27 protein-coding genes and 2 pseudogenes are annotated in these 26,240 nt (G+C 69.1%); 11 read left to right on the top strand and 18 right to left on the bottom strand.

The genetic code is table 11. The features are described 5' to 3' along the window. Nucleotides 1–1,179, top strand: coding sequence for a DUF445 domain-containing protein (locus BN1701_RS28730; RefSeq protein ID WP_054056211.1), 1,179 nt, complete (start codon nucleotides 1–3; stop codon nucleotides 1,177–1,179). Here the strand turns inward: BN1701_RS28730 and BN1701_RS28725 are convergent. Genes BN1701_RS28725 through BN1701_RS28715 form a run of 3 tightly spaced genes read right to left on the bottom strand, consistent with a single transcriptional unit; the run spans nucleotide 1,176 to nucleotide 3,797 of the window. Beyond that, nucleotides 1,176–2,015, bottom strand: a complete 840-nt coding sequence (locus tag BN1701_RS28725; protein WP_054053968.1) for a metal ABC transporter permease — start codon at nucleotides 2,013–2,015, stop codon at nucleotides 1,176–1,178. The genes BN1701_RS28730 and BN1701_RS28725 overlap by 4 nt on opposite strands. Nucleotide 2,016: 1 nt before the next feature. After that, entirely contained in the window at nucleotides 2,017–2,874 is an 858-nt protein-coding gene (locus BN1701_RS28720; protein WP_054053966.1) for a metal ABC transporter ATP-binding protein, read from the bottom strand. Further along, nucleotides 2,871–3,797, bottom strand: a complete 927-nt coding sequence (locus BN1701_RS28715) for a metal ABC transporter solute-binding protein, Zn/Mn family (RefSeq protein WP_054053964.1) — start codon at nucleotides 3,795–3,797, stop codon at nucleotides 2,871–2,873. The genes BN1701_RS28720 and BN1701_RS28715 overlap by 4 nt, the downstream gene beginning before the upstream one ends. 170 nt (nucleotides 3,798–3,967) lie before the next feature. On the opposite strand from BN1701_RS28715, the gene BN1701_RS28710 reads away from it, so the two are divergent. After that, nucleotides 3,968–5,068, top strand: a complete 1,101-nt coding sequence (locus BN1701_RS28710; protein WP_054053962.1) for a LacI family DNA-binding transcriptional regulator — start codon at nucleotides 3,968–3,970, stop codon at nucleotides 5,066–5,068. A gap of 6 nt (nucleotides 5,069–5,074) precedes the next feature. Here BN1701_RS28710 and BN1701_RS28705 read toward each other — a convergent pair whose 3' ends face one another. Then, on the bottom strand, nucleotides 5,075–5,725 hold the full coding sequence (locus BN1701_RS28705; RefSeq protein WP_157368272.1) for a hypothetical protein: 651 nt from the start codon (nucleotides 5,723–5,725) through the stop codon (nucleotides 5,075–5,077). Between the two features lie 214 nt (nucleotides 5,726–5,939). Here BN1701_RS28705 and BN1701_RS28700 point away from each other — a divergent pair, with 214 nt between their 5' ends. The 4 genes from BN1701_RS28700 to BN1701_RS28685 are packed head-to-tail and all read left to right on the top strand — an operon-like array spanning nucleotide 5,940 to nucleotide 8,844. Then, on the top strand, nucleotides 5,940–6,428 hold the full coding sequence (locus BN1701_RS28700) for a carbonic anhydrase (RefSeq protein ID WP_054053958.1): 489 nt from the start codon (nucleotides 5,940–5,942) through the stop codon (nucleotides 6,426–6,428). 12 nt (nucleotides 6,429–6,440) lie between these two features. After that, nucleotides 6,441–7,310, top strand: coding sequence for an A/G-specific adenine glycosylase (locus BN1701_RS28695; RefSeq protein WP_054053955.1), 870 nt, complete (start codon nucleotides 6,441–6,443; stop codon nucleotides 7,308–7,310). A gap of 15 nt (nucleotides 7,311–7,325) precedes the next feature. Then, on the top strand, nucleotides 7,326–8,318 hold the full coding sequence (locus BN1701_RS28690; RefSeq protein ID WP_054053954.1) for a peptidoglycan recognition family protein: 993 nt from the start codon (nucleotides 7,326–7,328) through the stop codon (nucleotides 8,316–8,318). A gap of 10 nt (nucleotides 8,319–8,328) precedes the next feature. Then, nucleotides 8,329–8,844, top strand: a complete 516-nt coding sequence (locus BN1701_RS28685) for a 2'-5' RNA ligase family protein (RefSeq protein WP_054056210.1) — start codon at nucleotides 8,329–8,331, stop codon at nucleotides 8,842–8,844. Nucleotides 8,845–8,989: 145 nt separating this feature from the next. Here BN1701_RS28685 and BN1701_RS28680 read toward each other — a convergent pair whose 3' ends face one another. After that, entirely contained in the window at nucleotides 8,990–9,733 is a 744-nt protein-coding gene (locus BN1701_RS28680; protein WP_054053952.1) for an alpha/beta fold hydrolase, read from the bottom strand. An 84-nt stretch (nucleotides 9,734–9,817) separates the two neighbouring features. Here BN1701_RS28680 and BN1701_RS28675 point away from each other — a divergent pair, with 84 nt between their 5' ends. The 3 genes from BN1701_RS28675 to BN1701_RS28665 all read left to right on the top strand — a co-directional run bounded on the left by BN1701_RS28675 (nucleotide 9,818) and on the right by BN1701_RS28665 (nucleotide 12,464). Next, nucleotides 9,818–11,260: a M1 family metallopeptidase gene (locus tag BN1701_RS28675; protein ID WP_054053950.1), complete on the top strand. Its 1,443-nt coding sequence runs from the start codon at nucleotides 9,818–9,820 to the stop codon at nucleotides 11,258–11,260. 92 nt (nucleotides 11,261–11,352) lie between these two features. Further along, a complete protein-coding gene (locus tag BN1701_RS28670) occupies nucleotides 11,353–11,667 on the top strand; it encodes an antibiotic biosynthesis monooxygenase (protein WP_054053947.1) in 315 nt (104 codons plus the stop codon). Beyond that, nucleotides 11,664–12,464 (top strand): Sir2 family NAD-dependent protein deacetylase, encoded by an 801-nt coding sequence (locus BN1701_RS28665; RefSeq protein ID WP_054053944.1) that lies wholly within the window; start codon nucleotides 11,664–11,666, stop codon nucleotides 12,462–12,464. The genes BN1701_RS28670 and BN1701_RS28665 overlap by 4 nt, the downstream gene beginning before the upstream one ends. 24 nt (nucleotides 12,465–12,488) lie before the next feature. Here the strand turns inward: BN1701_RS28665 and BN1701_RS28660 are convergent, their stop codons facing one another. From BN1701_RS28660 to BN1701_RS28650, 3 genes are all read right to left on the bottom strand, one after another. Then, nucleotides 12,489–13,490, bottom strand: coding sequence for an endonuclease/exonuclease/phosphatase family protein (locus BN1701_RS28660; protein ID WP_054053942.1), 1,002 nt, complete (start codon nucleotides 13,488–13,490; stop codon nucleotides 12,489–12,491). Beyond that, nucleotides 13,487–13,693, bottom strand: a complete 207-nt coding sequence (locus BN1701_RS28655) for a hypothetical protein (RefSeq protein ID WP_054053940.1) — start codon at nucleotides 13,691–13,693, stop codon at nucleotides 13,487–13,489. Before BN1701_RS28655 ends, BN1701_RS28660 begins: the two co-directional genes overlap by 4 nt. Nucleotides 13,694–13,832: 139 nt before the next feature. Beyond that, entirely contained in the window at nucleotides 13,833–16,400 is a 2,568-nt protein-coding gene (locus BN1701_RS28650; protein ID WP_054053938.1) for an ATP-dependent Clp protease ATP-binding subunit, read from the bottom strand. A 329-nt stretch (nucleotides 16,401–16,729) separates the two neighbouring features. On the opposite strand from BN1701_RS28650, the gene BN1701_RS28645 reads away from it, so the two are divergent. Beyond that, nucleotides 16,730–17,548 (top strand): (2Fe-2S)-binding protein, encoded by an 819-nt coding sequence (locus tag BN1701_RS28645; RefSeq protein ID WP_082860117.1) that lies wholly within the window; start codon nucleotides 16,730–16,732, stop codon nucleotides 17,546–17,548. A gap of 89 nt (nucleotides 17,549–17,637) precedes the next feature. On the opposite strand, the gene BN1701_RS36110 is transcribed toward BN1701_RS28645, so the two are convergent. The 5 genes and pseudogenes from BN1701_RS36110 to lysS all read right to left on the bottom strand — a co-directional run bounded on the left by BN1701_RS36110 (nucleotide 17,638) and on the right by lysS (nucleotide 21,004). Continuing rightward, nucleotides 17,638–18,492: an IS3 family transposase gene (locus tag BN1701_RS36110; RefSeq protein ID WP_054048734.1), complete on the bottom strand. Its 855-nt coding sequence runs from the start codon at nucleotides 18,490–18,492 to the stop codon at nucleotides 17,638–17,640. Then, the gene (locus BN1701_RS37640) at nucleotides 18,489–18,860 is read right to left on the bottom strand and encodes a helix-turn-helix domain-containing protein (protein ID WP_231949588.1); all 372 of its coding nucleotides are present in this window, start codon (nucleotides 18,858–18,860) and stop codon (nucleotides 18,489–18,491) included. The genes BN1701_RS36110 and BN1701_RS37640 overlap by 4 nt, the downstream gene beginning before the upstream one ends. A 24-nt stretch (nucleotides 18,861–18,884) precedes the next feature. Continuing rightward, nucleotides 18,885–18,983: pseudogene (locus BN1701_RS38345) on the bottom strand (hypothetical protein); the annotation flags it as partial. A gap of 96 nt (nucleotides 18,984–19,079) precedes the next feature. Beyond that, the gene (locus BN1701_RS28630; protein ID WP_054053936.1) at nucleotides 19,080–19,424 is read right to left on the bottom strand and encodes an Lsr2 family protein; all 345 of its coding nucleotides are present in this window, start codon (nucleotides 19,422–19,424) and stop codon (nucleotides 19,080–19,082) included. A 125-nt stretch (nucleotides 19,425–19,549) separates the two neighbouring features. Beyond that, entirely contained in the window at nucleotides 19,550–21,004 is a 1,455-nt protein-coding gene (gene lysS, locus BN1701_RS28625) for a lysine--tRNA ligase (protein WP_054056208.1), read from the bottom strand. Between the two features lie 347 nt (nucleotides 21,005–21,351). Here lysS and BN1701_RS38340 point away from each other — a divergent pair, with 347 nt between their 5' ends. After that, nucleotides 21,352–21,474, top strand: coding sequence for a hypothetical protein (locus BN1701_RS38340; protein WP_369800639.1), 123 nt, complete (start codon nucleotides 21,352–21,354; stop codon nucleotides 21,472–21,474). A 172-nt stretch (nucleotides 21,475–21,646) separates the two neighbouring features. Here the strand turns inward: BN1701_RS38340 and BN1701_RS36105 are convergent, their stop codons facing one another. The 5 genes and pseudogenes from BN1701_RS36105 to BN1701_RS28605 all read right to left on the bottom strand — a co-directional run bounded on the left by BN1701_RS36105 (nucleotide 21,647) and on the right by BN1701_RS28605 (nucleotide 26,014). Further along, nucleotides 21,647–22,423: a type III pantothenate kinase gene (locus tag BN1701_RS36105; RefSeq protein WP_054056207.1), complete on the bottom strand. Its 777-nt coding sequence runs from the start codon at nucleotides 22,421–22,423 to the stop codon at nucleotides 21,647–21,649. 10 nt (nucleotides 22,424–22,433) lie between these two features. Next, nucleotides 22,434–22,906: pseudogene (panD, locus tag BN1701_RS38040) on the bottom strand (aspartate 1-decarboxylase). Between the two features lie 17 nt (nucleotides 22,907–22,923). Continuing rightward, nucleotides 22,924–23,817 (bottom strand): pantoate--beta-alanine ligase, encoded by an 894-nt coding sequence (gene panC, locus BN1701_RS28615; protein WP_054053934.1) that lies wholly within the window; start codon nucleotides 23,815–23,817, stop codon nucleotides 22,924–22,926. Further along, a complete protein-coding gene (locus BN1701_RS28610) occupies nucleotides 23,814–24,704 on the bottom strand; it encodes a Rossmann-like and DUF2520 domain-containing protein (protein WP_054053932.1) in 891 nt (296 codons plus the stop codon). The genes panC and BN1701_RS28610 overlap by 4 nt, the downstream gene beginning before the upstream one ends. A gap of 155 nt (nucleotides 24,705–24,859) precedes the next feature. Further along, nucleotides 24,860–26,014: a PrsW family intramembrane metalloprotease gene (locus tag BN1701_RS28605; RefSeq protein WP_054053930.1), complete on the bottom strand. Its 1,155-nt coding sequence runs from the start codon at nucleotides 26,012–26,014 to the stop codon at nucleotides 24,860–24,862. Between the last annotated feature and the right edge of the window lie 226 nt (nucleotides 26,015–26,240).

Below are 26,240 nucleotides of genomic sequence, written 5' to 3'. Positions count from 1 at the left end.
ATGCCGTTCATCGCCGCCGCCATCGGCTACGTGACCAAGCGCGTCGCCATCGAGATGATGTTCCGACCGCTGACCTTCGTCGGCGTCTGGAAGCCCTACCTCGGCTGGCAGGGCGTGGTCCCACGCGGCTCGGCGCGGATGATCCGGATTTCGGCCCGGCTGATCACCACCCGCCTGATCGACCCGCGCGAGATCGCCGACCGCCTCGACGCCGACGAGGTCGCCCGGCGCATCCAGGGCCCGCTGCTGATGACGATCGAGGAGATCGCCCGCGACGTCATGGAGCGCTACCACCCGCAGCTTTGGGAGATGCTGCCGGTGCTGGCCCAGGACCTGATCATCAAACAGGTGCAGGCCGGGGCGCCGGTCATGGTCAAGAAGATCATGCACGAGATCCAGACCGACATCGGCGAGGTCCTCGACGTCGAACAGGTCGCCGTTGACGCCCTCCAGCGCGACTCTGAGCTTCTGGTCCGCCTGGTCCGCGACATCTCCCGCCCGGAAATGGCCTTCATCGCCCGCTGCGGCATCTACTTCGGCTTCGCCCTCGGCATAGTCCAGACAATCGTTTGGGGCCTGACCCAGGAACCGCTGATCCTCCCAATCTTCGGCGCGACTATCGGCTGGGTAACCGACTGGCTGGCCATCAAGCTGGTCTTCTTTCCCCGCGAACGCACCCGAATCCTCGGCATCTTCCCCTTCCAGGGCGTCTTCCAACGCCGCCGCAATGAGGTCGCCAAACAATACGGAGACTTGGTGGCGCGCGAGGTCATGACCGTCCCGAACATCATCGACGGCATCCTGCGCGGCCCCAAGTCCGACCGTTTGCTCACCATGATCCAGCGCATCGTCCAGAAGACCGTCGACGAACAGGCCAGCATCGCCAAACCCTTCGTCGCCATAGCCGTAGGCACCAAACGCTTCCAGGAAATGAAACACGCCGCCGCGGACAAAGCCATGACCTACCTGGGCGACACCGCCCTCCGCGCCGAGCCCTACGCCACCGAGGCACTGGACATCGGCAACACCATAGCCACCAAAATGAACCGCCTGACCCGCATCGAATACGAGGGCCTACTACGCCCCGCATTCCGCCAGGACGAGTGGAAACTGATAGCCGTCGGCGCATTCATCGGCGGCCTGGTAGGCGAACTACAGGTCCTGCTACTGCTGCACTAAGCGCGAACCAGCCGCCGCGACCGGCTGATCATCCAACAAACCACATAGATCAAAAACGAGATCGCCGTGACGAACGCGCTGACCGGCGCCCCCGGAGCCAGCGACAGCACGATCCCGCCCACCGCCGAGATCTCGGCGAACACCACCGCCAACACCGTCGCGCGCACAGGATTGGCGGTCACCCGGCAGGCAGCGGCGGCAGGCGTCACCATCAGGGCCAAGACCAGCAACGACCCCACCGTCCGCACACCCAGCGCCGTCGCGACCCCCACAAGCACCGCGAAGACCACCGCCAGCAGCGTGGTCGGCACCCCCCGGGCCCGAGCCACCTCAGGATCCACGCTCGCGAACAACAACGGCCGATAGATCACCGCGAGCACCACGAACACCCCGAGCGCGCAGCCGATCAGCAGGCTGAGGCTGGCGAAGTCCTGACCGACGATCTGCCCAGTGAGCAGCCCGAACTTGTTCGACGCGCGGCCCCGGTAGAGCCACAGCATGAGCACGCCCAGCCCCAGGCCGAAGGCGAGCACCACGCCGATCACCGAGTCGTAGTCGGAACTGCGCCGCGACAGCAGGCCCAGCACGACGGCGGCCACGATGGCACCCGCCAGCGCACCCCCGCCGATGTCCCAGCCCAGCAAAAGCGCCGCAGCGCCGCCGGTCAGAGCCAGTTCGCTCGTCCCATGCACAGAGAAAGCCATGTTCCGGCTGACGATCAGCGGCCCGAGCACACCCGCGAGCAGCCCAAGGACCGCCGCCGCGAGCAGCGCGGCGAGGACGAAGTCCAAACGCAGCAGCGTCGCGGTCAGCTCGAAGTCGAAGATATTGTCCACGTCAGTGTTCTCCGTGGTGGTGCGGGGTGTCCTCGCACAGGTCGCTGTGTGCCCCGATGACGTGGATCTGGCCGCGCACGCGCACGACCTCGACGGTGGTCCCGTACAGCGCGGTGAGCGTCGCCGAGGTCATGACCTCCTCGGGCGAGCCGACCCGGAAGCGGCCGTCGACCAGGTAGAGCACGCGGTCGACCAGCGGGAGGATCGGGTTGATCTCGTGGGTGACGAACAGGACCGCGGTGTCCGCCGCGCGCCTGCGGGCGTCGATCAGGGAGCTGACCGCGGCCTGGTTCGCCAGGTCGAGCGACAGCAGCGGCTCGTCGCACAGCAGCACCCGCGGGTCGTTGACCAGCGCTTGGGCCACCCGCAGCCGCTGTTGCTCACCGCCGGAGAGCAGGCCGACAGACCGGTCGGCGAACCCGGTCGCGCCGACTTCGGCGAGGACCTCATCGACCCTGGCCGCCCGCGCGCGCCTGCCCGCGATGCCCATGCCCCAGCGGTGGCCGTCGAATCCGAGCCCGACCAGGTCGCGCCCGCGCAGCGCCAGGCTCGGTTCGAGCGCGCGCTGTTGCGGGATGTAGCCGATGTGGCTGTTGCCCTTGCCGGGCGCCGCGCCCGCGACGGTGACCGTGCCCGCGCTGAGCTCCTGCAGGCCGAGCAGGACCCGCAGCAGGCTGGTCTTGCCCGACCCGTTGGGCCCGAGCACGGCGATGAACTCGCCGGGCCGCACGTCGAGGTCAAGCCCGTCCCACAGCCGACGGTCCCCATAGGACAGGCGCGCGCCGCGCAGGGAGATCGCCGGGGCCGCGACGTCGGCTGTGGGCGTCGCTTCCGTGCGCGAACCTCGGTCTACCGTCATGCCACCGCCAAGGCTCCCGAGAGCGATTCGACCTGCTTGGTCATCCAGTCAAGGTAGCTGGTCACACCGGGTGGCAGCGTCTCGGTCACGGTCACCACCGGGATGCCCGCGGCGACGGCCTTGTCCTTGATGGACTTGGTCACCGGGGTCTCGGCTTGCTCGTTGTAGATCAGCGCCGCCACCTGCTTCTCGGTGACCAGCGCCTCGGTCGCGGCGACGGCGGCGGCGGGCGGGTCGGTCTCCTCCTCGATGGCCTCCGCGAATTCCTCCGGCGTGGCGTCGGTCAACCCGGCGTGTTCGAGAAGCAGGCCCGCGACGGGCTCGCTGGCCACGATCTTCACGCCCGGCCTCGCCTTGCCGATCGCCTCGGCCTTGGCCGCCAACTCCTCGATCTTCTTGCCGAAGGCCTCTGCGTTGGCCGCGAACTCGGCCTTGTTGGCCGGGTCGACGGCCGAGAGCTCGTCGGCGATATGGCCCGCGACCACCTCGACGGTGTGGAAGTCGTACCAGACATGCTCGTTGGCGTGGTCGCGCCCGGAGCCGTCCGCCGCGATTTTCTCATTCGAGTCGACCGCGACGATCTTGCGCAGGTCGCCGCCCGCGGTGTTGGCGAGCCCGGCGAAGAAGTCGTCGTAGCCGCCACCGTTGGACACCGCGAGCTTGGCGCCCTGGAAGGCCGCCGAATCGGCAGGCTTGGCCTCATAGCCGTGTGGGTCGCCCGCCGGATCACTGATGATCGACCGCACCGCGACCCGCTCACCGCCGATCGCCCGCACGACGCTGCCCCACACGACCGTCGAGGTGACCACGACTGTCTTGCCTTGCTCCGAGGCCACCGTCGACGGCTCGCCGCACGCGGTCACGCCGAGCAGGGTCAGGACCGCGACGCCCGCCGCGACGGAACGTGATGGACGGATGGTCATGGGCACTCCTGGGGACGATCAGCGCAGGTGGTCGACAATGGAAACCGTTGTCGATTGGAAGCATACGTCACCAAAGCCGCCTGTGGGCACTCGACTGGGTGACCCCCGCCGGACCCGGAGAGCACGGGCCGGACTTCTGCAATTGGTTCTGAACCGTTACGGTCAGCTCCATGGCCCGGTCTATGCATGTGCGACGACCTGCGACGCTGGCATCGCTGGCGGCGGAACTCGGGGTGTCCCGCACCACGGTGTCCAACGCCTACAACCGCCCTGACCAGCTCTCACCCGAGCTGCGCAGGCGGGTGTTGGAGACCGCCCGGCGGCTGGGCTACCCCGGTCCCGACCCGGTCGCGCGGTCGCTGCGCACCCGCAAGGCGGGCGCGGTCGGCCTGCTGCTCACCGAGAATCTCTCCTACGCCTTCCGTGACCCGGCGGCCCTGGGCTTCCTCGAAGGACTGGCATTGGCCTGCGAGGGCGCGGGCCAGGGCCTGCACCTGGTGCCGGTCAACCCCGAACGCGAGGATGTCGCCGCGGTCCACCGGGCCGGTGTGGACGGCTTCGTCGTCTACTCGGTACCCGACGACGACCCCCACCTGGCCGCGGTCCTGTCGCGACCGGTCCCGACCGTGGTCGCCGACCAGCCCACCGTCGAGGGAGTCGACCGCGTCGGCATCGACGACCGCGGCGCGATCATGCGGCTGGCCAACGAGCTGATCACCTTGGGCCACCGCCGCGTCGGTGTGATCTGCATGCGCCTTGCCCGCGACCGCAACGACGGCTTCGCCGCGATCCAGCGTCAGCAGGAAGCCCACTTCCACGTCCAGCGCACCCGACTGGCTGGCCTCTCCGAGGCCTTCACCAGAGTCGGCGTCGACTGGGCCAGGATCCCCGTCGTCGAGCGGTTCGACCACACGACGGCGAGCGGGGCGTCGGCGGCGGCCCAGGTGCTCGACGCGGATCGCGACGTGACGGCGTTGATCTGCACGTCGGACATCCTGGCCCTGGGTGCGATGACGGAGGCCAAACGGCGTGGGCTGCGGGTGCCTCAGGACTTGACGATCACCGGGTTCGACGGCATCACCGAGGCCGAGCGGGTCGGTCTGACGACTGTGCGCCAGCCGGTGCTGGAGAAGGGGAAGGCCGCGGGCAAGCTGCTGCTCGCCAGTCCCGACCCGACTCGGCCGCGGGAGATCACGCTGGACACCGAGCTGATCATCGGGCAGACGTCGGCGCCGCCTAGGACGATCGAGGAGCGCTGGTTCGGCCCGTAGGCCGGTTTACCGCGCGGTGAGGGTCAGCGGGACCGCGGGGCCCACGAGGGTGCCCAAGTGCGGTGTCACGGCGTAGACGCCTGCCTGGACCGTCGTGCGCTTGCGTGGGCAGCCTGGCGCCGATGTTCGGCCTGCCCAGTTCACCGCGAACTCCAAACGCTCCCCGGCCTGCAAGATCCGCGGCTCGGGGCCCTTGGGCGAGTAGCAGTCGTTGCTGGACCAAACCCGCACCGAGCCGTCCGGGGACGTGATCACGAGCTGCCGAGCCTCGTCGCTCACGTCACGCGTGCACGGCACCGGCCCCGCGTTGGTCACGATCAGCTTCAGGGCGGGCCGCTGGCCCACCCGGTAGGCGGGCGCGCCCACTTCCGCCGTGACCCCGATCGCCGCGTCGGGACACGGCAGGTTCGGGTCGGGCGGCGGTGGCGGCGGAGTGGTCGGCGCGGCGGGCGGCGACGTCTCGCCAGAAGACGGAGGCGCGGTGCTCGACGACGCGGGCGGGCTCGACACCGTCGACGGCGGCACGCTCGACTGGATCGCCGCGAGGATGCCCTGCAGCTCCGGGTCGGCCTCACTGCCGATCAAGCCGCCGATCAGCCAGACGAGAGCGACCACGCCGAGCACAGAACCTCCGACGGCGTACGCGCGCCGTCGCAAGTACACACCCCGCGAGACTGGTCCGGATGGGTCGTTCACCCCGGAAACGGTAACGCCACGACCACCCACAGCGATGTTATTCGCCCCCCACGATCGGGCGGTGTCGCGTTCCCAGTTCGTCCACAATCAGTGAGATTCGTCTATTCAGCCTTGTCCGAACCTCGAGAGGGGCGTTCCAATCTCTGTCACATCGTCCCACGACCCGGAGGTGCCCATGGCCGCCACTGACGACCTGCTCCAGCGCCACCTCGACGGACCCGACCACGGTGCTCCGAACATCCTGACGCCGATGCCGAGCCTGCATCTGGCCGTGGTGACCTGCATGGACGCCCGCATCAAGGTGTTCGACGTCTTCGGTCTCAAGCACGGCGAGGTGCACATCCTGCGCAACGCGGGCGGCGTGGTCACCGACGACGTGATCCGCTCCCTGGCGATCAGCCAGCGGCGCCTCAAGACCACCGAGGTGATCGTCATGCAGCACACCCTGTGCGGCCTGGCGACGATCACCGAGGACGACTTCAAGGACGAACTCGAACGCGACACCGGCCTGCGCCCGCCGTGGGCCGTGGAGGCCTTCCGCGAGGTCAAGGACAGCGTCCGGCAGTCGATGGAGCGGGTGCGGCGCAGCCCGTTCCTGCTGCACAACGAGGTGCGCGGCTTCGTCTACGACGTGAACACCGCTCTGCTTACCGAAGTCGACTAACTTATCGAGGCGATGGACGTCATAGCCGTAGTCGACTGGTTCGACGCCAACGCCCGCGACCTGCCATGGCGGAAGCCCGCGACGACCGGCTGGGGTGTGCTGGTCAGCGAGATCATGCTGCAGCAGACCCCGGTCGCCAGGGTCGAGCCGATCTGGCAGGACTGGCTGGCCCGCTGGCCCGTGCCCTCCGCCCTGGCCGCCGAGAGCCAGGGCGAGGTCGTGCGGGCCTGGGGCAAGCTCGGCTACCCGCGCCGGGCGCTGCGGCTGCACGCCGCGGCGGGGGTGATCGCCGCCGACCACGGCGACGTCGTCCCCGCCGACGTCGACACGCTGCTCGCGCTGCCCGGCATCGGCGCCTACACCGCGCGGGCGGTGGCCGCGTTCGCCTACGGCAGGCGCGCGCCGGTGGTCGACACCAACGTCCGCCGGGTGGTCGCGCGGGCTGTCCATGGCGCAGGTGAGGCCGGTCCGCCGTCCACGACGCGCGACCTCGCCGACGTCGACGCGCTGCTGCCCGCTGCCGACGCCGAGGCCGCGCGGGTGTCGGCGGCGCTCATGGAACTGGGCGCTTTGGTGTGCACGGCGCGTTCACCCCGCTGTGTGGACTGTCCGGTGCTGTCCACGTGCGCATGGCAGCGCGCCGGGCGGCCCGCCTACACCGGTCCTTCCAAAGCGCCCCAACGGTTCGCGGGCACCGACCGGCAGGTCCGGGGGTTGCTTTTGGACGTTCTGCGCGGGTCGGCCGAGCCCGCCGCCAAGTCGCGCCTCGACCAGGTTTGGCCTGACCCTGGACAGCGCGACCGGTGCCTGGACTCGCTGTTGGTCGACGGCCTGGTCGAGCAGACGACCGACGGACTGTTCGCGCTGCCCGGCGAACACTGACCTTGGGAGGCCGCCTTGGCCCTCACTCGCCGCGACTTGCTCCGCACCGGTGTCACCCTGGGCATCGCCGCCACGGCCCTGCCCGCGGGCACCGCCGCCGCCGCCGACTTCACCGTCTGGGACACCACGTCCTGGGGTGCCCGCCTGCCCGCCGAGCCGATCGCGCTGCTGGACCACCCGCCGACGTTCATCGTCGTGCACCACACCGCCACGCCGAACACCACCGACTTCTCCCGGCCGCACGCGTTCAAGCTGTCCAGGGCCATCCAGAACTACCACATGGACCGCCGGGGCTGGATCGACACGGGCCAGCAGTTCACCAACAGCCGCGGCGGCCACATCACCGAGGGCAGGCACGGCAGCCTCGACGCGGTCCGCACCGGGACCAAGCATGTCCAGGGCGCCAACGTCGCCAACCGCAACAGCCAGGTCATCGGCATCGAGAACGAGGGTCTCTACACCGCGGCCACGATGCCCGACCAGCAGTGGGCGGCGCTGGTGGAGCTGGTGACGTTCATCGCCCGCGAGTACGGCATCAAGCCCACCCAGATCCGCGGCCACCGCGACTTCTCCAGCACCCAGTGCCCCGGCGACGTGCTCTACCGCCGTCTCCCGGAGCTGCGCGCCAAGGTCGGCGAGCGGCTGGCCGAGCCGGTGGTCGAGCCCGACAGCTGGCCGCTGCTGCGCCCCGGCGACACCGGCGCCCGCGTGCTCGCCGCCCAGCACCTGCTGCGCGACCGAGGCGAGGACCTGCCCACCGACGGCGTCTTCGGCGCGTCCACCTTCGCCGCGATGAGCCGCTACGCCGCGCGCGCGGGCGTGGCAGGCGAGACCTGCTACGGGACCGACACCGAGGACGAGAGCGGCCTCATCGGGTCCGCGGCGTGGCCGTCGCTGGTCCGCCGGGTCGACCCCGCCGACGGCAGCCACGCCGCCTGCGCCGCCCAGGCCCTCGGCGGCCGGACCATGGTCGAGTCGCGCGACTGGCGGGCGTTGCTCGACGGATAATCTAATGCGCATGGCTCAGGGTGTGGTGGTGTTGTTCGACGAGCAGGCCGACGCCGAGATCCGGGCGCTGTGGGCCCGGCTGGACGCCACGGGCCTGCCATCGGCGCGCAAGTTCCCGCCGCACCTGACCCTGGCGATGGCCACCGACATCCCGAAGAAGACCCGCTCGGCACTGCGGGCCGACCTCGGGCTGCTGTCCATCCCGAGCATCTGGCTGGCCGCCCTGTCGACCTTCTCGGCCAGCGAGAACGTGCTGATGCTCGCCGCCGTGACCGACGCCGAGCTGCTGGCGGTGCACTCGGCCGTCCACGACGTGCTCGCGGGCAAGGTCCGCAACCCGAACGCGTACTACCTGCCCGGGTCCTGGATGCCGCACTGCACGCTGGTCCAAGGCGTGTCCGAGGCCGAGGTCGTCACCGGGTTCGGCACGGTGTTCCCCGTCCCGGCGATCCGTGCCAGGGCCAGGCAGGTCGCGGTGATCGACACCGCGACCATGGAGATCGACCCGATAGTGGCGTGTCCATGAACGTTGTCGGGCTATCGGCGGATCCAGGTTTCCGCTGGGTGTGCCGCCGGAATGCCGCTCGTACTGGGTGTACTTGGGCTTTCCGGCGGTGCGCCCAGCCGGAAGCTGGGCCGTCGAGAGCCTGGCGACGTTCGTGGTCACGCCTCTAGCGGCCTAGGACGTCGGACAGGAACGCCTCGACGGCGCCCCGGTAGACCTGGGGCGCGTCGACGTGCACCACGTGGCCCGCGCCGGGGACCACCAGGTGCCGCCCGCCCGCGCGCTGGGCGATCTCGGCCTGCTGGCCGGGCGGCATGATCGAGTACCCGGCCTCGATCGACAGCAGCGGGCACTGGACCTTGTCGACACTGTCCCAATAGTCCTGAGTGCCCCATTCGCTCGCGATCTCGAACAGGTCGTCGATGTCGGAGAGCAGCTCGTAGCCGCGGTCCCCCTCGCGCACGCACTCGGCGAAGTAGGGGCCGAGCACCCCGAAGAAGTCCCGCACGTGCCGCAGCGACGGGAACGGCGTCGGCCACGCGTCGAACAGCGCGCGCCAGCCGTCGGCGGTGCGTCCGCGCAGGTCGACGGCCATGTCCTCGGCCACCACCGCGCGCACCAGGTCGGGGTGTTCGGCGGCGGCGACCACCGCGTGCAGCCCGCCCATCGAGTGTCCGATGAGCACGGTCGGGCCGAGTTCGGAAAGGATCTCGGCGATGTCGGCGACGAAGTCCGGCGTGCGCCACCGGCCGCCGCGGTGCAGGTTGCGGCCGTGGGACCGCGCGTCGAGGCCGACGACGCGGCCGTAGGCGGTGAGCCAGTCCGCGACCGGCCACCAGGTGCTCGCCCGGCCCATCAGACCGTGCAGCAGCAGGATGGGCTGTCCCTCGCCGCCGAACTCGACCCGCATGGCGCCGAGTCTGCCCGAAAGCAACCCTGACAACACAGCGTGCCCGCCATGATGGGGATTCCCCGACGAGTTGGAGTGTCCTAGATGTACCGGGTCGTGCGCGTGTCATGCGTCCTGCTGACCGCGGTGGCGTTCACCGCGTGCGGCACCCCCGCGCCCGACCCCGTCGCACCGCCGACCGCCCGCACAACGGTGGCGCCCGGCCCCGCGTCGGCCGACGGCATCGGCGACCCGTACTACCCGAAGGACGGCAACGGCGGCTACGACGTGGAGAACTACGCCGTGTCGGTCAGCTACGACCCACCCGCCAAGCAGCTCACCGGCGACACGGTGGTCACCGCCACCGCGACCAGCGCGCTGACCACGTTCAACCTCGACCTGATCGGCTTCGACGTGACCTCCGTCGAGGTCGACGGCAAGCCGGCCGAGGCCGCCCGCGAGGGCAAGCACGAATTGGTGATCACCCCGGCCACGCCGATCGCGGCGGGCGCCAAGTTCGCCACCAGGGTCCGCTACGCGGGGGTGCCGGAGCCCAGCGAGGACAAGGGCCTCGGCGCGGGCGGCTGGCAGATCGCCAAGTCCGGCGGCGCGTTCGCCGCGGGCGAGCCGCACGTGGCCAGCCACTGGTTCCCGGTGAACGACCACCCCAGCGACAAGGCCACGTTCCGGCTGGCCGCGCGCGTGCCCGACGGCTGGAGCGTGGTCTCCAACGGCCGCGAGGAGCCAGCGGTGGCCGAGGGCGGCTGGACGACGTACAACTGGGTCGAGCCGACCCGGATCGCGACGTACCTGACCACCATCGGCATCGACAAGTGGACCTTCGAGCGCTCGACGCTGGCCGACGGCACCCCAGTGGTCAACGCTTACGCGCCGGGGACCGAGGACAAGAAGGCGGTCCAGGCCCGGATGCCCGAGGTCTTGGACTTCCTCAGCACCAAGTTCGGCCCCTACCCGCAGAGCGCGGCGGGCGGCATCTACCTCAACGAGAACATCGGCTTCTCCCTGGAGACCCAGGGCAGGCCGATCTACGCCAAGTGGGCCGAGTTGGAGGTCGTCGTCCACGAACTGGCCCACCAGTGGTTCGGCGACACGGTGTCGGTCAAGACCTGGGCCGACATCTGCCTCAACGAATGCTTCGCCTCCTACGCGCAGTGGCTTTGGGCGGAGGCCAAGGAGGGCGTCAACCTCGATGAGCGCTATCGCACCGAGGTCGCGCGCAACCAGGACCGGTCGCGCTTCTGGAACCGCAAGCTCTACGACATGGGCGCGGGCAACGAGTTCACCGCCGTCTACGACAAGGGCCAGCTCGCCCTGCACGCCCTGCGCCGCCAGATCGGCGAGGACGCCTTCGGCAAGGTCCTCAAGGACTGGATCGCCGCCCACAAGGACGGCAACGCCAGTTGGCCGGACTTCGAGGACCTGGCGACGAACGTGTCCGGCCAGAACCTCCGCCCCTTCTTCGACGCCTGGTTCCGCGACGCGAAACAGCCCGCGGACGAGTTCCTCTATCCCGGCACACTGCGCTGACCTCACCGGCACGTTCTTCGGCTGTCTGGCCGGTCAGGAGTGCCACACGCGGCGGGTCTGATGCCGCGCGACAGCGCGGCTAAGCTGGGGGCATGGCCGTGGTGAAGATCAACGCGATTGAGGTCCCGGAAGGCGCGGGCGAGGAACTGGAGAAGCGCTTCGCCGCGCGGCTGGGTGCTGTCGAGGGTGAGCCCGGGTTCCTCGGGTTCGAACTGCTGCGCCCGACCGCCGGGGAGACCCGCTACTTCGTCTACACCCGCTGGGAAACCGAAGCGGACTTCCAGGCCTGGGCCACCGGCTCGGCCCGCGAGGCCCACGCCGGTCAGCGCGCGAAGCCGGTGGCGACCGGGTCGAGCCTGCTGGAGTTCGAGGTGGTGCAGAGCGCGGGTCCGCGCGCGGCCGAGTGAGGGCGGCGCTCGACCAGGCGGCTGATTTAGTCGGCGAGGCTGACGCCGTGCTGGTGTGCGCGGGCGCGGGGATGGGCGTGGACTCCGGTTTGCCCGACTTCCGTGGGGACGAGGGCTTCTGGCGGGCCTACCCGCCGTATGAGCGGCTGGGTCTGAGCTTCGTGGAGATCGCCGACCCGGTGCATTTCGGGAGTGATCCTGAGCTGGCTTGGGGCTTCTACGGGCATCGGCTGCGTCTGTACCGGTCGACGGTGCCGCATGTGGGGTTCGACATTTTGCGGCGGTGGGGCGCTCGGGCGTTTACGTCCAATGTGGATGGACAGTTCCAGAAGGCGGGGTTCGCGTCGGTCGCTGAGGTGCATGGGTCTATCCACCACTTGCAGTGCCTGCTGCCGTGCCGGTCCGCGATCTGGGATGCGCAGATGGACATCGAGATCGACCCGGAGACCATGCGTGCCACCGGCCCCTTACCGGAGTGTCCGTCGTGTGGTGCGCTGGCTCGGCCGAATATCTTGATGTTCGGGGATTACACGTGGGTGCCTGATCGGAGTCAGCGTGATCTGGACGCTCTCGCCACCTGGCGCCGGGCGCAACTCGGCAGAAAGCTTGTAGTCATCGAGATTGGAGCGGGCAACGCCATCCCCACTGTCCGTCGTCACGCTGAGCTTGCGAGTGCGGCTACTGGTGCGTTGATTCGGATCAATCCTCGTGAGCCGGAGGTTCGGCATGGGCGGGGTGTCTCGCTGCCGATGGGTGCGGTTGAGGCGTTGTCGGAGATCGACGCGCGGCTTCACTAGGCCGGCTCGGTCTTGGGTGCCATGTCAAAGCGATCTTGGGATGGCGATCTCTGCCAGTAGTGCGTTGTGGTCGCTGCCTGGGAGGTCGTAGACCTTTACCTCGGCGGCTCCCAGTCTGCGGTCGATCAGTACGTGGTCGATTGTCACCGGGGGTCCATAAGGGAACTGCGACCATGTTGGGCGCATGCCTTCCCCGATCAGCTCGGCGCTGTCGGAGTAGCCACGGTCCAGTACCGCGCTGAACTCGCGATGGTCCAATGTGGCGTTGAAGTCCCCCGACAGGATTCGTGGCCTGCCTTTGGAGTCCGGCGACGGCAGCTTCCGCAGGTCGGACTCCCAGCGGGCGCGGTCGTCTGCGTTCTCCACCGGTGGACACACGTGCACCGACATGATCTCGACGTCGGTCTGGCCGGACAGGTCCAGCACGGCGGCGGGCTGGTCGAACAGGGTTCCCTCGATCAAGATGATCTGGCGAAGCGGGACCTTGGCCAGGATCACGCTCCCCGAGGCGCCCGGCAGAGCGTTGCCGACCCGGTGTGGGAGGAGTTCGCGGATTCCAGCCAAGTCCAAAGCGGTCAAGGCTTGCGGGGTCACCTCCTGCAGGGTCAGCACGTCGACGCGGGCGTCGCGGATCAATCGCATCAGGGTGGTGGTGTCGGCGCCGCCGATGAGGAGGTTGGCGGACATGACGCGGAGTCGCTGTCCGGTGGGCAGGGATTCGCCGTCGGCCAGGTAGCGCGGGACGAGCATGAAGGCCAGGGCGACGGCCATCAGCAGAGCCGTGAAGGCCAACAGTCGCCTGCGCAGGGCCAGGGCCAGGAAGGTGATGACCAAGCCGAAGGCCGCCAGGTACGGGGTCAGCGCGAGGATCGCCGTGGTGTACCGGTTGCGGTCGATCCCGCCGAGTCGCAGGACCGTCATTCCCAACAGGACGAGCACGAAGAAGCCCACCGCCACGGTCACCCAGCGACGCCGGGGTTTGGGGGGTTCCGGTTCGTGGAGTACCTCGTCGAGTCGCAACGTCACGGCCTCTCGTTTCCCCGCTTGTAGTTGCCCGTGGCGCGTGCCAGCAGCTGTTGCGCACCGTCCTCATCGGTCCGGGCGAGTTTGCCCAGCAGTGCCGCGGCCGCGGGTCCCCGCACGGTGGTGACCGTGCGGCCCCCACGTGAGATCAGTACTTGGCCGTCTTTCGTTTCCCGCCAGTCGAACGGGTCCTCCTGCAAGCCCATATGTCCAGGATGCCCCACGCGCCCGCCGTGGCCGCGCGACGCGTTCACCGTGTCCGGGGGTGTCGTTGGGCCGTCCGGCTGACAAACGCCGAGGGCGGCCTCCCCGAACCGGGGAGACCGCCCTCGAAGTGTCCGATCCTTACTCGCCGGAAGCGGCTTCCGGCTCGCCGCCCTGGTCGGCCGCGGCCGGAGCCGACAGCTCGACCGGGGGAACGTCGGGGACCTTGCTGGGCTTGGGCTCGCCGCGGAAGACGAAGGTCGCCTTGTCGTGGCTCTGCTCGTCGCTGCCGTCCCAACCCTCGACGTCGGTGATGATGATCTGGCCGGGCTGGATCTCCCCGAACAGGATCTTCTCCGACAGCTGGTCCTCGATCTCGCGCTGGATCGCGCGCCGCAGCGGGCGGGCGCCCAGCACGGGGTCGAACCCGCGCTTGGCCAGCAGGGACTTGGCCCTGTCGGTCAGCTCGATGGCCATGTCCTTGCTCTTCAGCTGCTTCTCCACGCGGGCGACCATCAGGTCCACCATCGTGATGATCTGCTCACGGGTGAGCTGGTGGAAGACGATGATGTCGTCGATGCGGTTGAGGAACTCCGGCCGGAAGTGCTTCTTGAGCTCGTCGTTGACCTTGTTCTTCATCCGTTCGTAGTTCGACCCCTGGTCGTTGCCGCCGGTGAAGCCAAGGCTGACGGCCTTCGAGATGTCCTGGGTGCCGAGGTTCGAGGTGAAGATGATCACGGTGTTCTTGAAGTCCACCGTGCGGCCCTGGCCGTCGGTCAGACGCCCGTCTTCCAGCACCTGCAGGAGGGTGTTGTAGACCTCCTGGTGCGCCTTCTCGATCTCGTCGAACAGCACCACCGAGAACGGCTTGCGCCGGACCTTCTCGGTCAGCTGGCCGCCCTCCTCGTAGCCCACGTACCCGGGAGGGGCACCGAAGAGCCGCGAGGCGGTGTAACGGTCGTGGAACTCGCCCATGTCGATCTGGATGAGGGCGTCGTCGTCGCCGAAGAGGAAGTTCGCCAGCGTCTTGGCCAACTCCGTCTTGCCGACGCCGGACGGGCCGGCGAAGATGAACGACCCGGACGGCCGCTTCGGGTCTTTCAGACCAGCCCGCGTGCGGCGGATCGCCTGGGAGACAGCCCTGACCGCGTCTTCCTGGCCGATGATCCGCTTGTGGATCTCGTCCTCCATGCGCAGCAGGCGGGAGGTCTCCTCCTCGGTCAGCTTGAACACCGGGATGCCGGTCCAGTTGGCCAGCACCTCCGCGATCTGCTCGTCGTCGACCTCGGCGACGACGTCGAGGTCGCCGTCCTTCCACTGCTTCTCCCGCTCGGACTTCTGGCCGAGCAGCTGCTTCTCGTTGTCGCGCAGCTTCGCGGCCCGTTCGAAGTCCTGTGCATCGATCGCGGACTCCTTGTCCCGGCGGACGTCGGCGATCTTCTCGTCGAACTCGCGCAGGTCCGGCGGCGCGGTCATCCGGCGGATGCGCATCCGCGCGCCCGCCTCGTCGATGAGGTCGATCGCCTTGTCCGGCAGGAAACGGTCGTTGATGTAGCGGTCGGCCAGGGTGGCCGCCGCGACCAGCGCCTTGTCGGTGATGGTGACGCGGTGGTGCGCCTCATACCGGTCGCGCAGGCCCTTGAGGATCTCGATGGTGTGCTCAAGGGAGGGCTCGCCGACCTGGATCGGCTGGAAGCGGCGCTCCAGCGCCGGGTCCTTCTCGACGTACTTGCGGTACTCGTCGAGCGTCGTGGCGCCGATCGTCTGCAGCTCGCCGCGGGCCAGCATCGGCTTGAGGATGGAGGCCGCGTCGATCGCGCCCTCGGCGGCACCCGCGCCGACGAGGGTGTGGATCTCGTCGATGAACAGGATGATGTCGCCGCGGGTCTTGATCTCCTTGAGGACCTTCTTCAAGCGCTCCTCGAAGTCACCGCGGTAGCGGGAACCGGCCACGAGCGAGCCGAGGTCGAGGGTGTAGAGCTGCTTGTCCTTGAGGGTCTCGGGCACCTCGCCCTTGACCACCATCTGCGCCAGGCCCTCGACGACGGCGGTCTTGCCGACGCCGGGCTCGCCGATGAGGACCGGGTTGTTCTTGGTGCGGCGAGACAGCACCTGCATGACCCGCTCGATCTCCTTGGTGCGGCCGATGACCGGGTCGAGCTTGCCCTCGCGGGCCGACGCGGTCAGGTTGCGGCCGAACTGGTCGAGCACCAGCGACGAGGACGGGGTGCCCTCGCCGCGGCCGCCGGACTCGGCGGCCTTCTCGCCGCCCTGGTAGCCCGAGAGCAGCTGCAGCACCTGCTGGCGCACCCGGTTCAGGTCGGCGCCCAGCTTCACCAGGACCTGGGCGGCCACGCCCTCGCCCTCGCGGATGAGCCCGAGCAGGATGTGTTCGGTGCCGATGTAGTTGTGGCCCAGCTGCAGCGCCTCACGCAGCGACAGCTCCAGGACCTTCTTCGCCCGCGGGGTGAAGGGGATGTGCCCGCTCGGCGCGTGCTGGCCCTGGCCGATGATCTCCTCGACCTGCTGCCGCACGCCTTCCAGCGCGATCCCCAACGACTCCAGCGCCTTCGCGGCGACACCTTCACCCTCGTGGATCAAGCCCAGGAGGATGTGCTCGGTGCCGATGTAGTTGTGGTTGAGCATCCGGGCCTCTTCTTGGGCCAGGACGACCACCCGCCTCGCGCGGTCGGTGAACCTCTCGAACATTCGCACTCCCTGACTGCTGCGCCGGCGGCCCTTCTCCACTTCCTTCTAGTGGATTCAGCACCGTGGGACCACTGTAGTAGGCCGGGCGTGAGCTCTCAGTGCCACTTCGTGCCCAACCGCCGTTTGGTGGTCCCTTCACCGTCCACAACGTGCGCTGGCCTGGTCGGATTCCGCGAAACGGGGGTTGTCCGCTGAGCGCGAACACGGCCTTCTTCCCATGAGCCGAGTCACAGGCGCGTTCGCGATCTTCGCGGTAAGGTTAGGCAAGCCTCACCAAAGAAGAGAGGGGCGCCGATGCGAACGGGACCGCATCCCACCCCCGGGGCGCGATGACGACCGCCGCCCGCCTGGGCCAGGCCTATCTCGCCGCCTCCGTGCACCGGATCAACAGCGTCCAGACCGACCGCGACGTGCTCCGGTTCGGCCTGCCCGCCGATCCCGCGGGCTGGATGAACTGCGAGGTCTTCCTGAACGATCCGGCTGGATTCTCCACCTGGCGTGCCGACCTCGCGGGCTGGCTGGACGAGTCCTACGGAGAATCACCCGATAGAACGGTCTCCGGGTATCTGATGACCTGGTACCTCTCGGTCCCCGCGTATGCAGCGGGCCTGCTCTTCCACCATGAGCGCCGGGTGCCGTCGATCCGCCCGTCCGACCTGGCCTTCCACCGCGACGCGGAGAAGACCGACCCCGACACCATCGCGCTGCTCTCGCCGTACTTCGTCTGTCTGCCCGACGACCCGGCCGCGGGCACCCCGCAGGCCGTCGTGGTCGCCGACGAACAGGCTCTGGCCGCGGTCCTGCGCGGCCGGTTCCGCACCCACGCCGCCCAGTTCATCGCCCGCTTCGGCCCGCAGGTCCGCTTCGGCAACCACACCCTGTGGGCCGCGGCGACCGACGCCTTGGAGGGCGCGCTGTGGCTGGCGGGCCGCACCAGCGGCGACGAGGGCGCTGGCGTACTCGACGCCGCACTCGCGCTGGGCGAGGGCCGTGCGCCGTTCACCTCCGCGTCGAACCTGCGGCCCGCCCCGAAATCGGATGGCCCGACCCAATGGACCCGGCGCCGGGAAAGCTGCTGCTTCCACTATCTGCTCGACTCCGGTGGCGGAGAGTGCTCAACCTGTCCACGCCTGAGCCGCAAGCTTTGAGCGCGGATTCGCCGAATATTCACCAATACGAGCAAGGGGCCATCCGTCGTCTGAACCGCTCCCCGGAAGTTGGACTGCGTAAGTAAAGGTTAGGGCGCGAGGGCCTGGGCTCGGTATTCGACCGGGCTCAGGCCCTTCAGCGTGGTGGAGATGCGGGTGTTGTTGTACCAGTCGAGGTACTCGTCCAGGGCTGTGGTGAACTCCTCGACGGTGCCGAACGTGTCATGGTTGAACATTTCCTCCTTGAGGTGGCCGAAGAAGTTCTCGGCGAGTGAGTTGTCCAGGCAGTTGGCTCGCCGGGACATCGACTGCGGCAGACCCGCGTCGGCCAGCAGCGCGCGCCAGGAGGCGTGTTGGTACTGGAAGCCCTGGTCGGAGTGCACCAGCGGTGTGGCCCCGGCGTTCAGGGTGGCGATGGCCTCGCGCAGCGAGGAGTTCGTCAGTTCCAGCGACGGGGACGGGCCGTGGGTGTAGGCGATGACGGATCGGTCGAACAGGTCGATCACCGGTGACAGGTAGATCTTGCGGTCCGCGATGCGGAACTCGGTGACGTCGGTGACCCACTTCGTGTCGGGGGCCTGGGCGCTGAACTGGCGGTTCAGCACGTTCTCGGCGACCGTGCCTGCCTGCCCGAGCCAGGACCGATACCGCCGCGGCCGCCGCACCTTGCAGACCAGGCCCAGGGTGTTCATCAGCTTGAGCACGGTCTTCTTGGCCACCCGCCGGCCCTGGCGGGCCAGCACGAGGTGAATCCGCCGATGCCCGTATCGGCCACGAGCCTGCTCGAACGCCTCGGTGATCGCGGCCTTGAGACCCGCGTGCGGATCGGGGCGCGACAGCCGGGCCTGCTGGTAGAAGAACGTCGACCGGGCCACACCGGCGACCTCCAGCAGCACCGGCAGCGGATAGTCGGCCTTGAGAGTGGCGATGACCTGGGTTTTCACCCTCGCCCCTGCTCCCTCAAGGCCCGCAATTTTTTTAGGTAGGCCACCTCCGCGGACAGCCGCAGGTTCTCCCGCCGCAACCGCTCCAGCTCGCTTGGCGCCGGCGCGGGCGATCGCGTGTCACCGGCGGGCGGCCGCCCTTTCGGCTTGGGCCGCAACGCTTCGGCGCCCTCACGCCGATACAGCCGCACCCAGTTCTCGACCAGCTTGGGCGAGGACAGGTCATGCTCGCGCGCGAGCTCGATCGCGGTCGCCTCACCGCTGACGAACCGCCGCACCACATCGAGCTTGAACTCGAACGTGAACGACCGCTTGCCCGGCACCATCACCAGCGCCCCCGCGCCTCGCAGCCTCCAACGATCATGCAAGCGTCCCACCGCGTCCGGGGACACACCCAGCCGGGTCGCGACCGCGCCTCTGCCATACCCGGCCTCGAACAACGCGACAGCAGCCTCCCGCTGCCGCTCCGACAACGAACTACCTGGATACACCAAACCGCTCCCCGGAAGACGGAACTGGATTACCAGTCCAACTTCCGGGGAGCAGTTCACGTCACGGATGGCCCCTTGTTCGTTGAGCTTGCCTGGTTACGCTTGTTCGTTGTACGCGTCGAGGACCTCGGAGGGGATTCGGCCGCGGTCGGAGACCTTCATGCCCTGCTTGCGGGCCCACTCACGAATTGCCTGGTTCTGCTCGCGATCGGCCGAAGCCGCCCGCGGCGCGCGGCCGACGGCCACCTTCACCGCGCGCTTGCGGCCACCGGAACGGCGCGCGCTGTCGACGAAGTCGGCAAGCGCTTCGCGCAACTTCTCGGCATTGTCGGAGGACAGATCGATCTGGTAAGAGGCGCCATCGAGACCGAACTCGACGGTCTCGGCGGCCTGCGAGCCGTCGAGGTCGTCGACCAGCGAAACCGTAACCTTCTGAGCCATTGCGTCTCCTCCGGGCGTGAATGTGGCCTGCCCAATGGGTGCACGGCCGTCACGGATATAAATACTCCTTGCCGGAGGTTAGCGCAAATCCTCGGCAATGCGTTAGTACCGGATACCCCTGCGTGTCATTCGGGGCGTACCAGGGGGAACAGGATGGTCTCCCGGATACCGAGGCCGGTCAGCGCCATCAGGAGCCGATCGACGCCCATTCCGACGCCGCCACTCGGTGGCATTCCGTACTCCAACGCGCGCAGAAAGTCCTCATCGAGGCGCATCGCCTCGTCATCTCCGGCCGCGCCGAGCCGGGCCTGATCCTCCAGCCGCTCCCGTTCCACGACCGGGTCGACGAGTTCGGAGTAACCCGTGGCCAGCTCGAATCCGCGCACGTAGAGGTCCCACTTCTCGGCCACCCCGGCGACACTGCGGTGCTGGCGGGTCAGCGGCGAGGTCTCCACCGGGAAATCGCGGACGAAGGTCGGCGCGAAGAGATGATCACCGACGAGGTGCTCCCAGAGTTCCTCGACGAGCTTGCCGTGGCCCAGCTTCGGATCCACCTTCAGCTCGTGCGTCGCCGCGTGCTTGCGCAGCAGGTCGGCGGGGGTCTGCGGGGTGATCTCCTCGCCGAGCGCCTCCGACAGCGACCCGTACATGGTCAGCGTCGTCCATTCGCCGGACAGGTCGTATTCGGTGTCGTCGTGCAGCGTCACCACGTGCGAGCCGCTGACCGCGAGCGCGGCCTCCTGGATGAGCGACCTGGTCAAGGCGGCCATCGAGTCGTAGGTGGCGTACGCCTCATAGAACTCGAGCATCGCGAACTCGGGCGAATGCGAGGAATCGCTGCCCTCATTGCGGAAGTTGCGGTTGATCTCGAAGACCCGCTCCAGCCCGCCCACCACGCACCGCTTGAGATACAACTCGGGGGCGATACGCAGGAACAGGTCCATGTCCATCGCGTTGGAGTGCGTCACGAACGGCCGCGCCGCGGCGCCGCCGTGCAGCGTCTGCAACATCGGCGTCTCGACCTCGAGGTAACCGCGTTCGTGGAAACTGTCCCGCAGCGAACGCACGACTCCGGCGCGCATGCGCACGGTCTCCCGAGCCTGGGGCCGCAGGATCAGGTCGACATAACGCTGCCGAATGCGAGTTTCCTCACTCAACGCCTTGTGCGCGACCGGCAGCGGGCGCAGCGACTTGGCCGCCATCCGCCACTCATTGGCCAGAACCGACAACTCACCGCGACGAGAGGTGATGACCTCACCGGAGACGAAAATGTAGTCACCAAGATCGACATCGGACTTCCACGCCGAAAGCGCTTCTTCACCGGTGTTGTTCAGGCTCACCATCGCCTGCAGTTCGGTTCCGTCACCTTCGCGCAGAGTGGCGAAGCAGAGCTTGCCGGTGTTGCGCAGGAACATGACCCGACCGGCCACTCCGACGATGTCGCCGGTGGCGGTGTCGGTCGGCAGTTCGGAATAGGCCGCGCGAATGTCGGCGAGACTGTGGGTGCGCGGGAGTTCGACCGGGTAAGGATCCACTCCGGCGGCGAGCAGCCGCTCCCGCTTCTCCCGACGGATCCGCATCTGCTCGGGAAGGTCGTCTGCGGTCACGGCGTCTGGAAGCTCTTCAGTCACGGCAGGAAGCCTACGACTCGTCCGCCTCCCCGGAATTCTAGGGTTGGTCACCCGTCGTGCGAAAAGTGGCGGATAGGCGGTGACCGTGGCGCGGTGCCGTCACGGTCCCCTTAGCTGACGATGTGTAGACGACACATTTTCGGCCACGAACTGAGCGACCCATACCCCGCCGCGCGGGCCCGGCACGGCACGGCCGAGCGGATCCCGCTGCCCGACGCGTCGGTGGACGCGGTGGTGGTCGGTCACGCGCGTTCCACTGGTTCGACGCCGAGCCCGCGCTCACCGAGATCACCCGCGTGCTGCGCCCCTGCGGTGTGCTGGGCGTCCTGTGGAACCACGACGACGTGTCGGCGCCCTGGGTGGCCGGCCTGGTCGAGCTGACCTTCGCCAGCCTCGGGCGGATCCTCAAGCCCGGCTAGGTCGTCCCGCAACACCTGCGACTCGGCCTGTCTCGCTCAAACTGCGCTCTTCGCTCTTGGGTAGGCGGCAACCGCGACCTAAGGGGACCGCGACGGCACGGCACCACGGTCGCCGCCTATCCGCCACCTTTCGCACGACGGGTGACCAAACCTAGAATTCCGGGGAGGCGGACTAGTTGTTGCGCTCGAAGACCAGGCGTAGGCCCAGCAGCGTCAGGTCCGGCCGGTGGTGCGAGATCGAGATCGACTCGTCCACCACCAGCGGGGCCAGGCCGCCGGTCGCGATGACCGTCACCGGTCCCCCGTGGCCGGTCCTGGACAGCTCACGGGTGATCCGGGCGACCAGGCCGTCGATCTGCCCGGCGAACCCGTACATGATCCCCGACTGGAGGCACTCCACGGTGTTCTTCCCGATCACCGACCGCGGCCGCACCATCTCGACCTTGCGCAGCGCCGCCGCGCGCGCGGCCAGGGCGTCCACGGAGATCTCGATGCCCGGCATGAACACCCCGCCGAGGAACTCGCCCTTGGCGGAGATGACGTCGATGTTGGTCGACGTGCCGAAGTCCACGACGATGCAGGCCGTGCTGAACAGGTGGTGGGCGGCCAGGGTGTTGATCACCCGGTCCGGCCCGACCTCCTTGGGGTTGTCCACCAGCAGTGGGACCCCGGTGCGCACGCCGGGCTCCACGATCACCCGCGGCACCTTGCCGTAGTACTGCGCGAGCATCACGCGCAGCTCGCGCAGCACGGCGGGGACGGTGGACAGCGCGGAGATGCCGGTGATCTCCTCGGCGTGCTCGCCGAGCAGGCCGCGCATGGTCAGCGCGAGTTCGTCGGCGGTGATCCTGGCGTCGGTGCGCATCCGCCAGTCCCGCAGCAGCTCACCATCGCCGGTGTGCAGCCCCAGCGCGATGTTGGTGTTGCCTACGTCGATGGTGAGCAGCACGGTCGTCGTCTCAGCTCTCGTGGGCCAGCAGGGCGTCGAGCCGGGCGGCGTCAACGGTCTCGGCGGGGGCTCGGCGGTCGCCGCGCCGCTGAACAGACCGGAGTCGGCCGGTGCGTGCGCGGCGTCGGCGCCCTCGTGCAGGATCTTGTTGTCGGCGTCGACGAAGATCACCTTGGGCTGGTAGGCGGCGGCCTCGGCCGACTCCATGAGCCCGTAGGCGATGAGGATGACGATGTCGCCGGGGTGCACCAGGTGCGCGGCGGCACCGTTGATGCCGATCACCCCGCTGCCCCGCTCACCCTCGATGACGTAGGTCTCCAGGCGCGCGCCGTTGGTCACGTCGACGATGGCGACCTGTTCGCCCGGCAGGAGGTCGGCGGCTTCCAACAGCAGCGGGTCGATCGTGACCGAACCGACGTAGTGCAGGTCGGCCTGGGTCACGGTGGCCCGGTGGATCTTGGACTTGAGCATGTTGCGGAGCATCATCAGGAGATCCCTTCCTACTGGTGCTGAGCGAGGTCAGGGGTGCCCAGGAGCACCGGAACGTTGTCGATGAGCCGGGTGCCGCCGATCTTGGCGGCCACCAGCAGCCGGGCGTCGCCGCGGTCGGGGGCGGGTCCGAGATCGAGACCGCGAAGCTCCAGATAGTCGACCTTGAGCTCCGGAGTGTCGTCAAGGACAGCGCGTGCAGCGTTGACGACAGCGTTTCCGCCGCCCTCGCTGACGTGCGCCCCGGCGGCCAGCGCGGCCGACAGCGCGACCGCCGCGGCGCGCTGGTCGGTGTCCAGATAGGCGTTGCGCGACGACATCGCCATCCCGTCGGACTCGCGCACCGTCTGCACACCGACGACGGCGACCTCCATGTCGAGGTCGCGCACCATCTTCTTGATCAGCGCGAGCTGCTGGTAGTCCTTCTCCCCGAACAGCGCGAAGTCCGGGCGGACGATGTTGAACAGCTTGGCCACCACGGTCAGCACCCCGGCGAAGTGGCCGGGGCGGACAGCGCCCTCCAACTCGTCGCCGAGCGGTCCAGGGTGGACAGTCACCTGCGCGCCCGGCGGGTAGAGCGCTTCCCGCTCCGGGGTGAACGCCAGCTCCACGCCCTCCTGCGCGCACACGTCGAGGTCGGCCTCCAGCGGACGCGGGTAGCGCTCGAAGTCCTCACCGGCGCCGAACTGCAGCGGGTTGACGAAGATCGACGCCACCAGCACCGTGTTCGGGATCCGGCGGGCCCGACGCATCAGCTCGCGGTGGCCGTCGTGCAGCGCGCCCATGGTCGGCACGAACGCGATCTTGCGGCCGGTGGCGCGCAGCGCCCGCGTGGTGCGGGCCAGGTCCTGCGGGCCGCTCAGGACGTTGAGCTTGCCGGGCAGGAAGCGCGGCGGGGCGGTCATGCGGACTCCTCGGTGATGGCGGCGCGGATCTCCGCGGCCAGGTCGGCGCGCAGCAGGCCGGACTCGGTGGCCCGGTCGGCGGTGCGGGCCGCCAGCGCCCGGTAGGCGGGCAGGGACTCGGGGGCGTGCTTGGCCAGCACCCCGACGTGCTTGCGGACGGTGCCCGCGTCGCCGCGGGCGACCGGGCCGGTGAGCGCGCGGTCGCCGTGGCGCAGCACGTTGTCCAGCGCGGCCGACAGCAGCGGGCCGAGCAGCCGCTCGGGGGTGGCGATGTCGGCGGCACGCAGCAGATCGGAGCACTCGGCGACCAGGGTGACCAGGTGATTCGCGCCGTGGGCCAGGGCGGTGTGATAGAGCGGGCGGGCGGCCTCGGTGACCCGGACGGGCTCGGCGCCCATCTCCACCACCAGCGCCTCGGCCACGCTCCACGCCGCGGCGTCGCCGTCTGCCGCGGTCACCCCGAAGCAGCAGGCGGCGATCCGGTCGAGGTCCTCGGCGCGGCCGGTGAAGGTCATCACCGGGTGCAGCGCGAGGGTCAGGGCGCCGTGCTCGGCGGCCGGGGCCAGCACGTCGACGCCGTGCGCGCCGCTGGTGTGGACCACGATCTGCCCCGGGCGCAGCGCGCCTGCGGCGGCCAAGCCGCGCACGGTGCCCGCCAGGACGTCGTCGGGGATGGCCAGCAGGACCAGGTCGGCGTCGCGCGCCACCTCGTCGGGCGGGCGGATCGACGCGCCGGGCAGCAGGGCCTCGGCGCGGGCGAGGGACGCGTCGGAAACGGCGGACGCGGAGGTGACGGTGTGCCCGGCGCGGCCCAGCGCGGCGCCGAGGACGGCACCCACGCGACCGGCCGAAACGACTCCGACCGCCAAGCGGGCGGGCCGGGTCACGGCTTGTATCCGTGCATAGGACTTGCTCCTAGTCTCGTTCCAGTCCCGCGACGATGCGGGTACCAGACGACGGCGGAAGAGTAGCCGCCGCGCGCGGACGTCACGTCGTGCAGGTGACCAGCTTCACCGGCCGGGCCGGTGTCGCCTGCGCCACGTCACCGGCCGGAGCCCGCGGCCTCGACAGCGGCGGCCCGGCGCAGCCGCACGGCCTCGATCAGGTGGCCCTCGCGCAGCTGCGGGTGCGGACCGCTGGTGCCGCGGTCGATGGCGTGACGAAAGAACGCCAGCTCGGTGACCGCGCTGTGGTACTCGCTGACCGCGCGCGCGGCGAGCTTGCCCGAGGTCGACCTGACCTGCCTGCGCCACTTGCGCCTGCCGGTGAGGCTGGACAGCAGCTCCACCTCGGACACCACCACGCAGTTGATCTCCACCATCGCGGGCAGCGCGGCGGCGACGATGCGCTGCTCCCGCTTGCGGTGCCAGTTGATGAAGACCAGCACGGCGGCGAAAAGCGGGACCATCACCAGGAAGTAGACGGTGAGGAAGGTCGTCGCGGTCCCCAGCGTGGCCGAGCCGTTCCACAGCGCGTGCAGCACCACGGCGGCGAGATACCCCCCGAGCGGGGCCAGGATCCACGTCCGCCGCGACGCCGAGTGCGCGGCGATCCCGATCCCGATGCCGATCATCGCGGTGAACAGCGGATGCGTGAACGGCGAGAGCACCCCACGCAGGATGAACGCGGCCACCACCCCCGGCGAGGTGCTGTCGCCGAACCCGTGCTCGGCGAACGCGCGGCCGAAGTAGTAGATGTTCTCGGTGAACGCGAACCCGGCCGCGACGAATCCCGAGTAGACGATCCCGTCGACCACGCCGTCGAACTCCGAACGCAGGAACAGGAAGATCCCCAGGACGAACGCTCCCTTGAGCGCCTCCTCGAACAGCGGCGCCGACACCACGGCGCTGACCTTGTCGCCGTTGCCCTTGCCGAGCAGCAGGTCGCCGACGGCCTCGGCGGTGTTGTTGATGAGCAGCGCGGCCACCGTCGCCACGCACGCGCCCCAGCCGAATGCCAGCCACAGCAGCCGGGCGGGCTCGGGCTCCCACCGGTCCATCCACAGGAACGCCGCCACCACCGGCCCCACCGGCAGCAGCGCGGCCCCGACCCCGACCACCTCGGCCACGATCCCGACCCGGGCGGTGCTCAGGCCCAACAGGACCAGACCGCACCCGGCGAGCACGACCAGCCCGGCCACGGGCAGCAGGACGGTCCATCGCCGAGCGGCGGGATGGGCGGCGTGAGGTTCAGACACGGAACGTGATCTTAGGCCGTGGTTCCGCCGGATCGCCCTCATACCGGGCGTAACCGGGCGAATCCGGCCATGCCGCCAGGGGACCACCTCGGCGCGGCTACCGCGCACACCAGATCGAAACCGCGGCCTAAATGCGCGTCTGAGAACGCGCGAGACTCGTGAACGAGATGGCCCCTGGCGGTGCGGCCGTCGTCCGCATACCGGAGTTGCCTGTAGGCGTACCCGG

Origin of the sequence: Alloactinosynnema sp. L-07 (assembly GCF_900070365.1) — a bacterium.
Lineage (GTDB): Bacteria > Actinomycetota > Actinomycetes > Mycobacteriales > Pseudonocardiaceae > Actinokineospora.
Note: the sequence above shows the minus strand (reverse complement) of the source record. Positions and strands in the feature narration are given on the sequence as shown.

Bases quoted from the DNA above. Each gene is read 5' to 3' on its own strand.
- BN1701_RS28730 (WP_054056211.1), top strand. From the start codon at position 1: ATGCCGTTCATCGCCGCCGCCATCGGCTACGTGACCAAGCGCGTCGCC.
- BN1701_RS28720 (WP_054053966.1), bottom strand. From the start codon at position 2,874: ATGACGGTAGACCGAGGTTCGCGCACGGAAGCGACGCCCACAGCCGAC.
- BN1701_RS28715 (WP_054053964.1), bottom strand. From the start codon at position 3,797: ATGACCATCCGTCCATCACGTTCCGTCGCGGCGGGCGTCGCGGTCCTG.
- BN1701_RS28710 (WP_054053962.1), top strand. From the start codon at position 3,968: ATGGCCCGGTCTATGCATGTGCGACGACCTGCGACGCTGGCATCGCTG.
- BN1701_RS28700 (WP_054053958.1), top strand. From the start codon at position 5,940: ATGGCCGCCACTGACGACCTGCTCCAGCGCCACCTCGACGGACCCGAC.
- BN1701_RS28695 (WP_054053955.1), top strand. From the start codon at position 6,441: ATGGACGTCATAGCCGTAGTCGACTGGTTCGACGCCAACGCCCGCGAC.
- BN1701_RS28685 (WP_054056210.1), top strand. From the start codon at position 8,329: ATGGCTCAGGGTGTGGTGGTGTTGTTCGACGAGCAGGCCGACGCCGAG.
- BN1701_RS28680 (WP_054053952.1), bottom strand. From the start codon at position 9,733: ATGCGGGTCGAGTTCGGCGGCGAGGGACAGCCCATCCTGCTGCTGCAC.
- BN1701_RS28675 (WP_054053950.1), top strand. From the start codon at position 9,818: ATGTACCGGGTCGTGCGCGTGTCATGCGTCCTGCTGACCGCGGTGGCG.
- BN1701_RS28670 (WP_054053947.1), top strand. From the start codon at position 11,353: ATGGCCGTGGTGAAGATCAACGCGATTGAGGTCCCGGAAGGCGCGGGC.
- BN1701_RS28655 (WP_054053940.1), bottom strand. From the start codon at position 13,693: ATGGGCTTGCAGGAGGACCCGTTCGACTGGCGGGAAACGAAAGACGGC.
- BN1701_RS28650 (WP_054053938.1), bottom strand. From the start codon at position 16,400: ATGTTCGAGAGGTTCACCGACCGCGCGAGGCGGGTGGTCGTCCTGGCC.
- BN1701_RS28645 (WP_082860117.1), top strand. From the start codon at position 16,730: ATGACGACCGCCGCCCGCCTGGGCCAGGCCTATCTCGCCGCCTCCGTG.
- BN1701_RS28630 (WP_054053936.1), bottom strand. From the start codon at position 19,424: ATGGCTCAGAAGGTTACGGTTTCGCTGGTCGACGACCTCGACGGCTCG.
- lysS (WP_054056208.1), bottom strand. From the start codon at position 21,004: ATGCGGATCCGTCGGGAGAAGCGGGAGCGGCTGCTCGCCGCCGGAGTG.
- panC (WP_054053934.1), bottom strand. From the start codon at position 23,817: ATGACCGCCCCGCCGCGCTTCCTGCCCGGCAAGCTCAACGTCCTGAGC.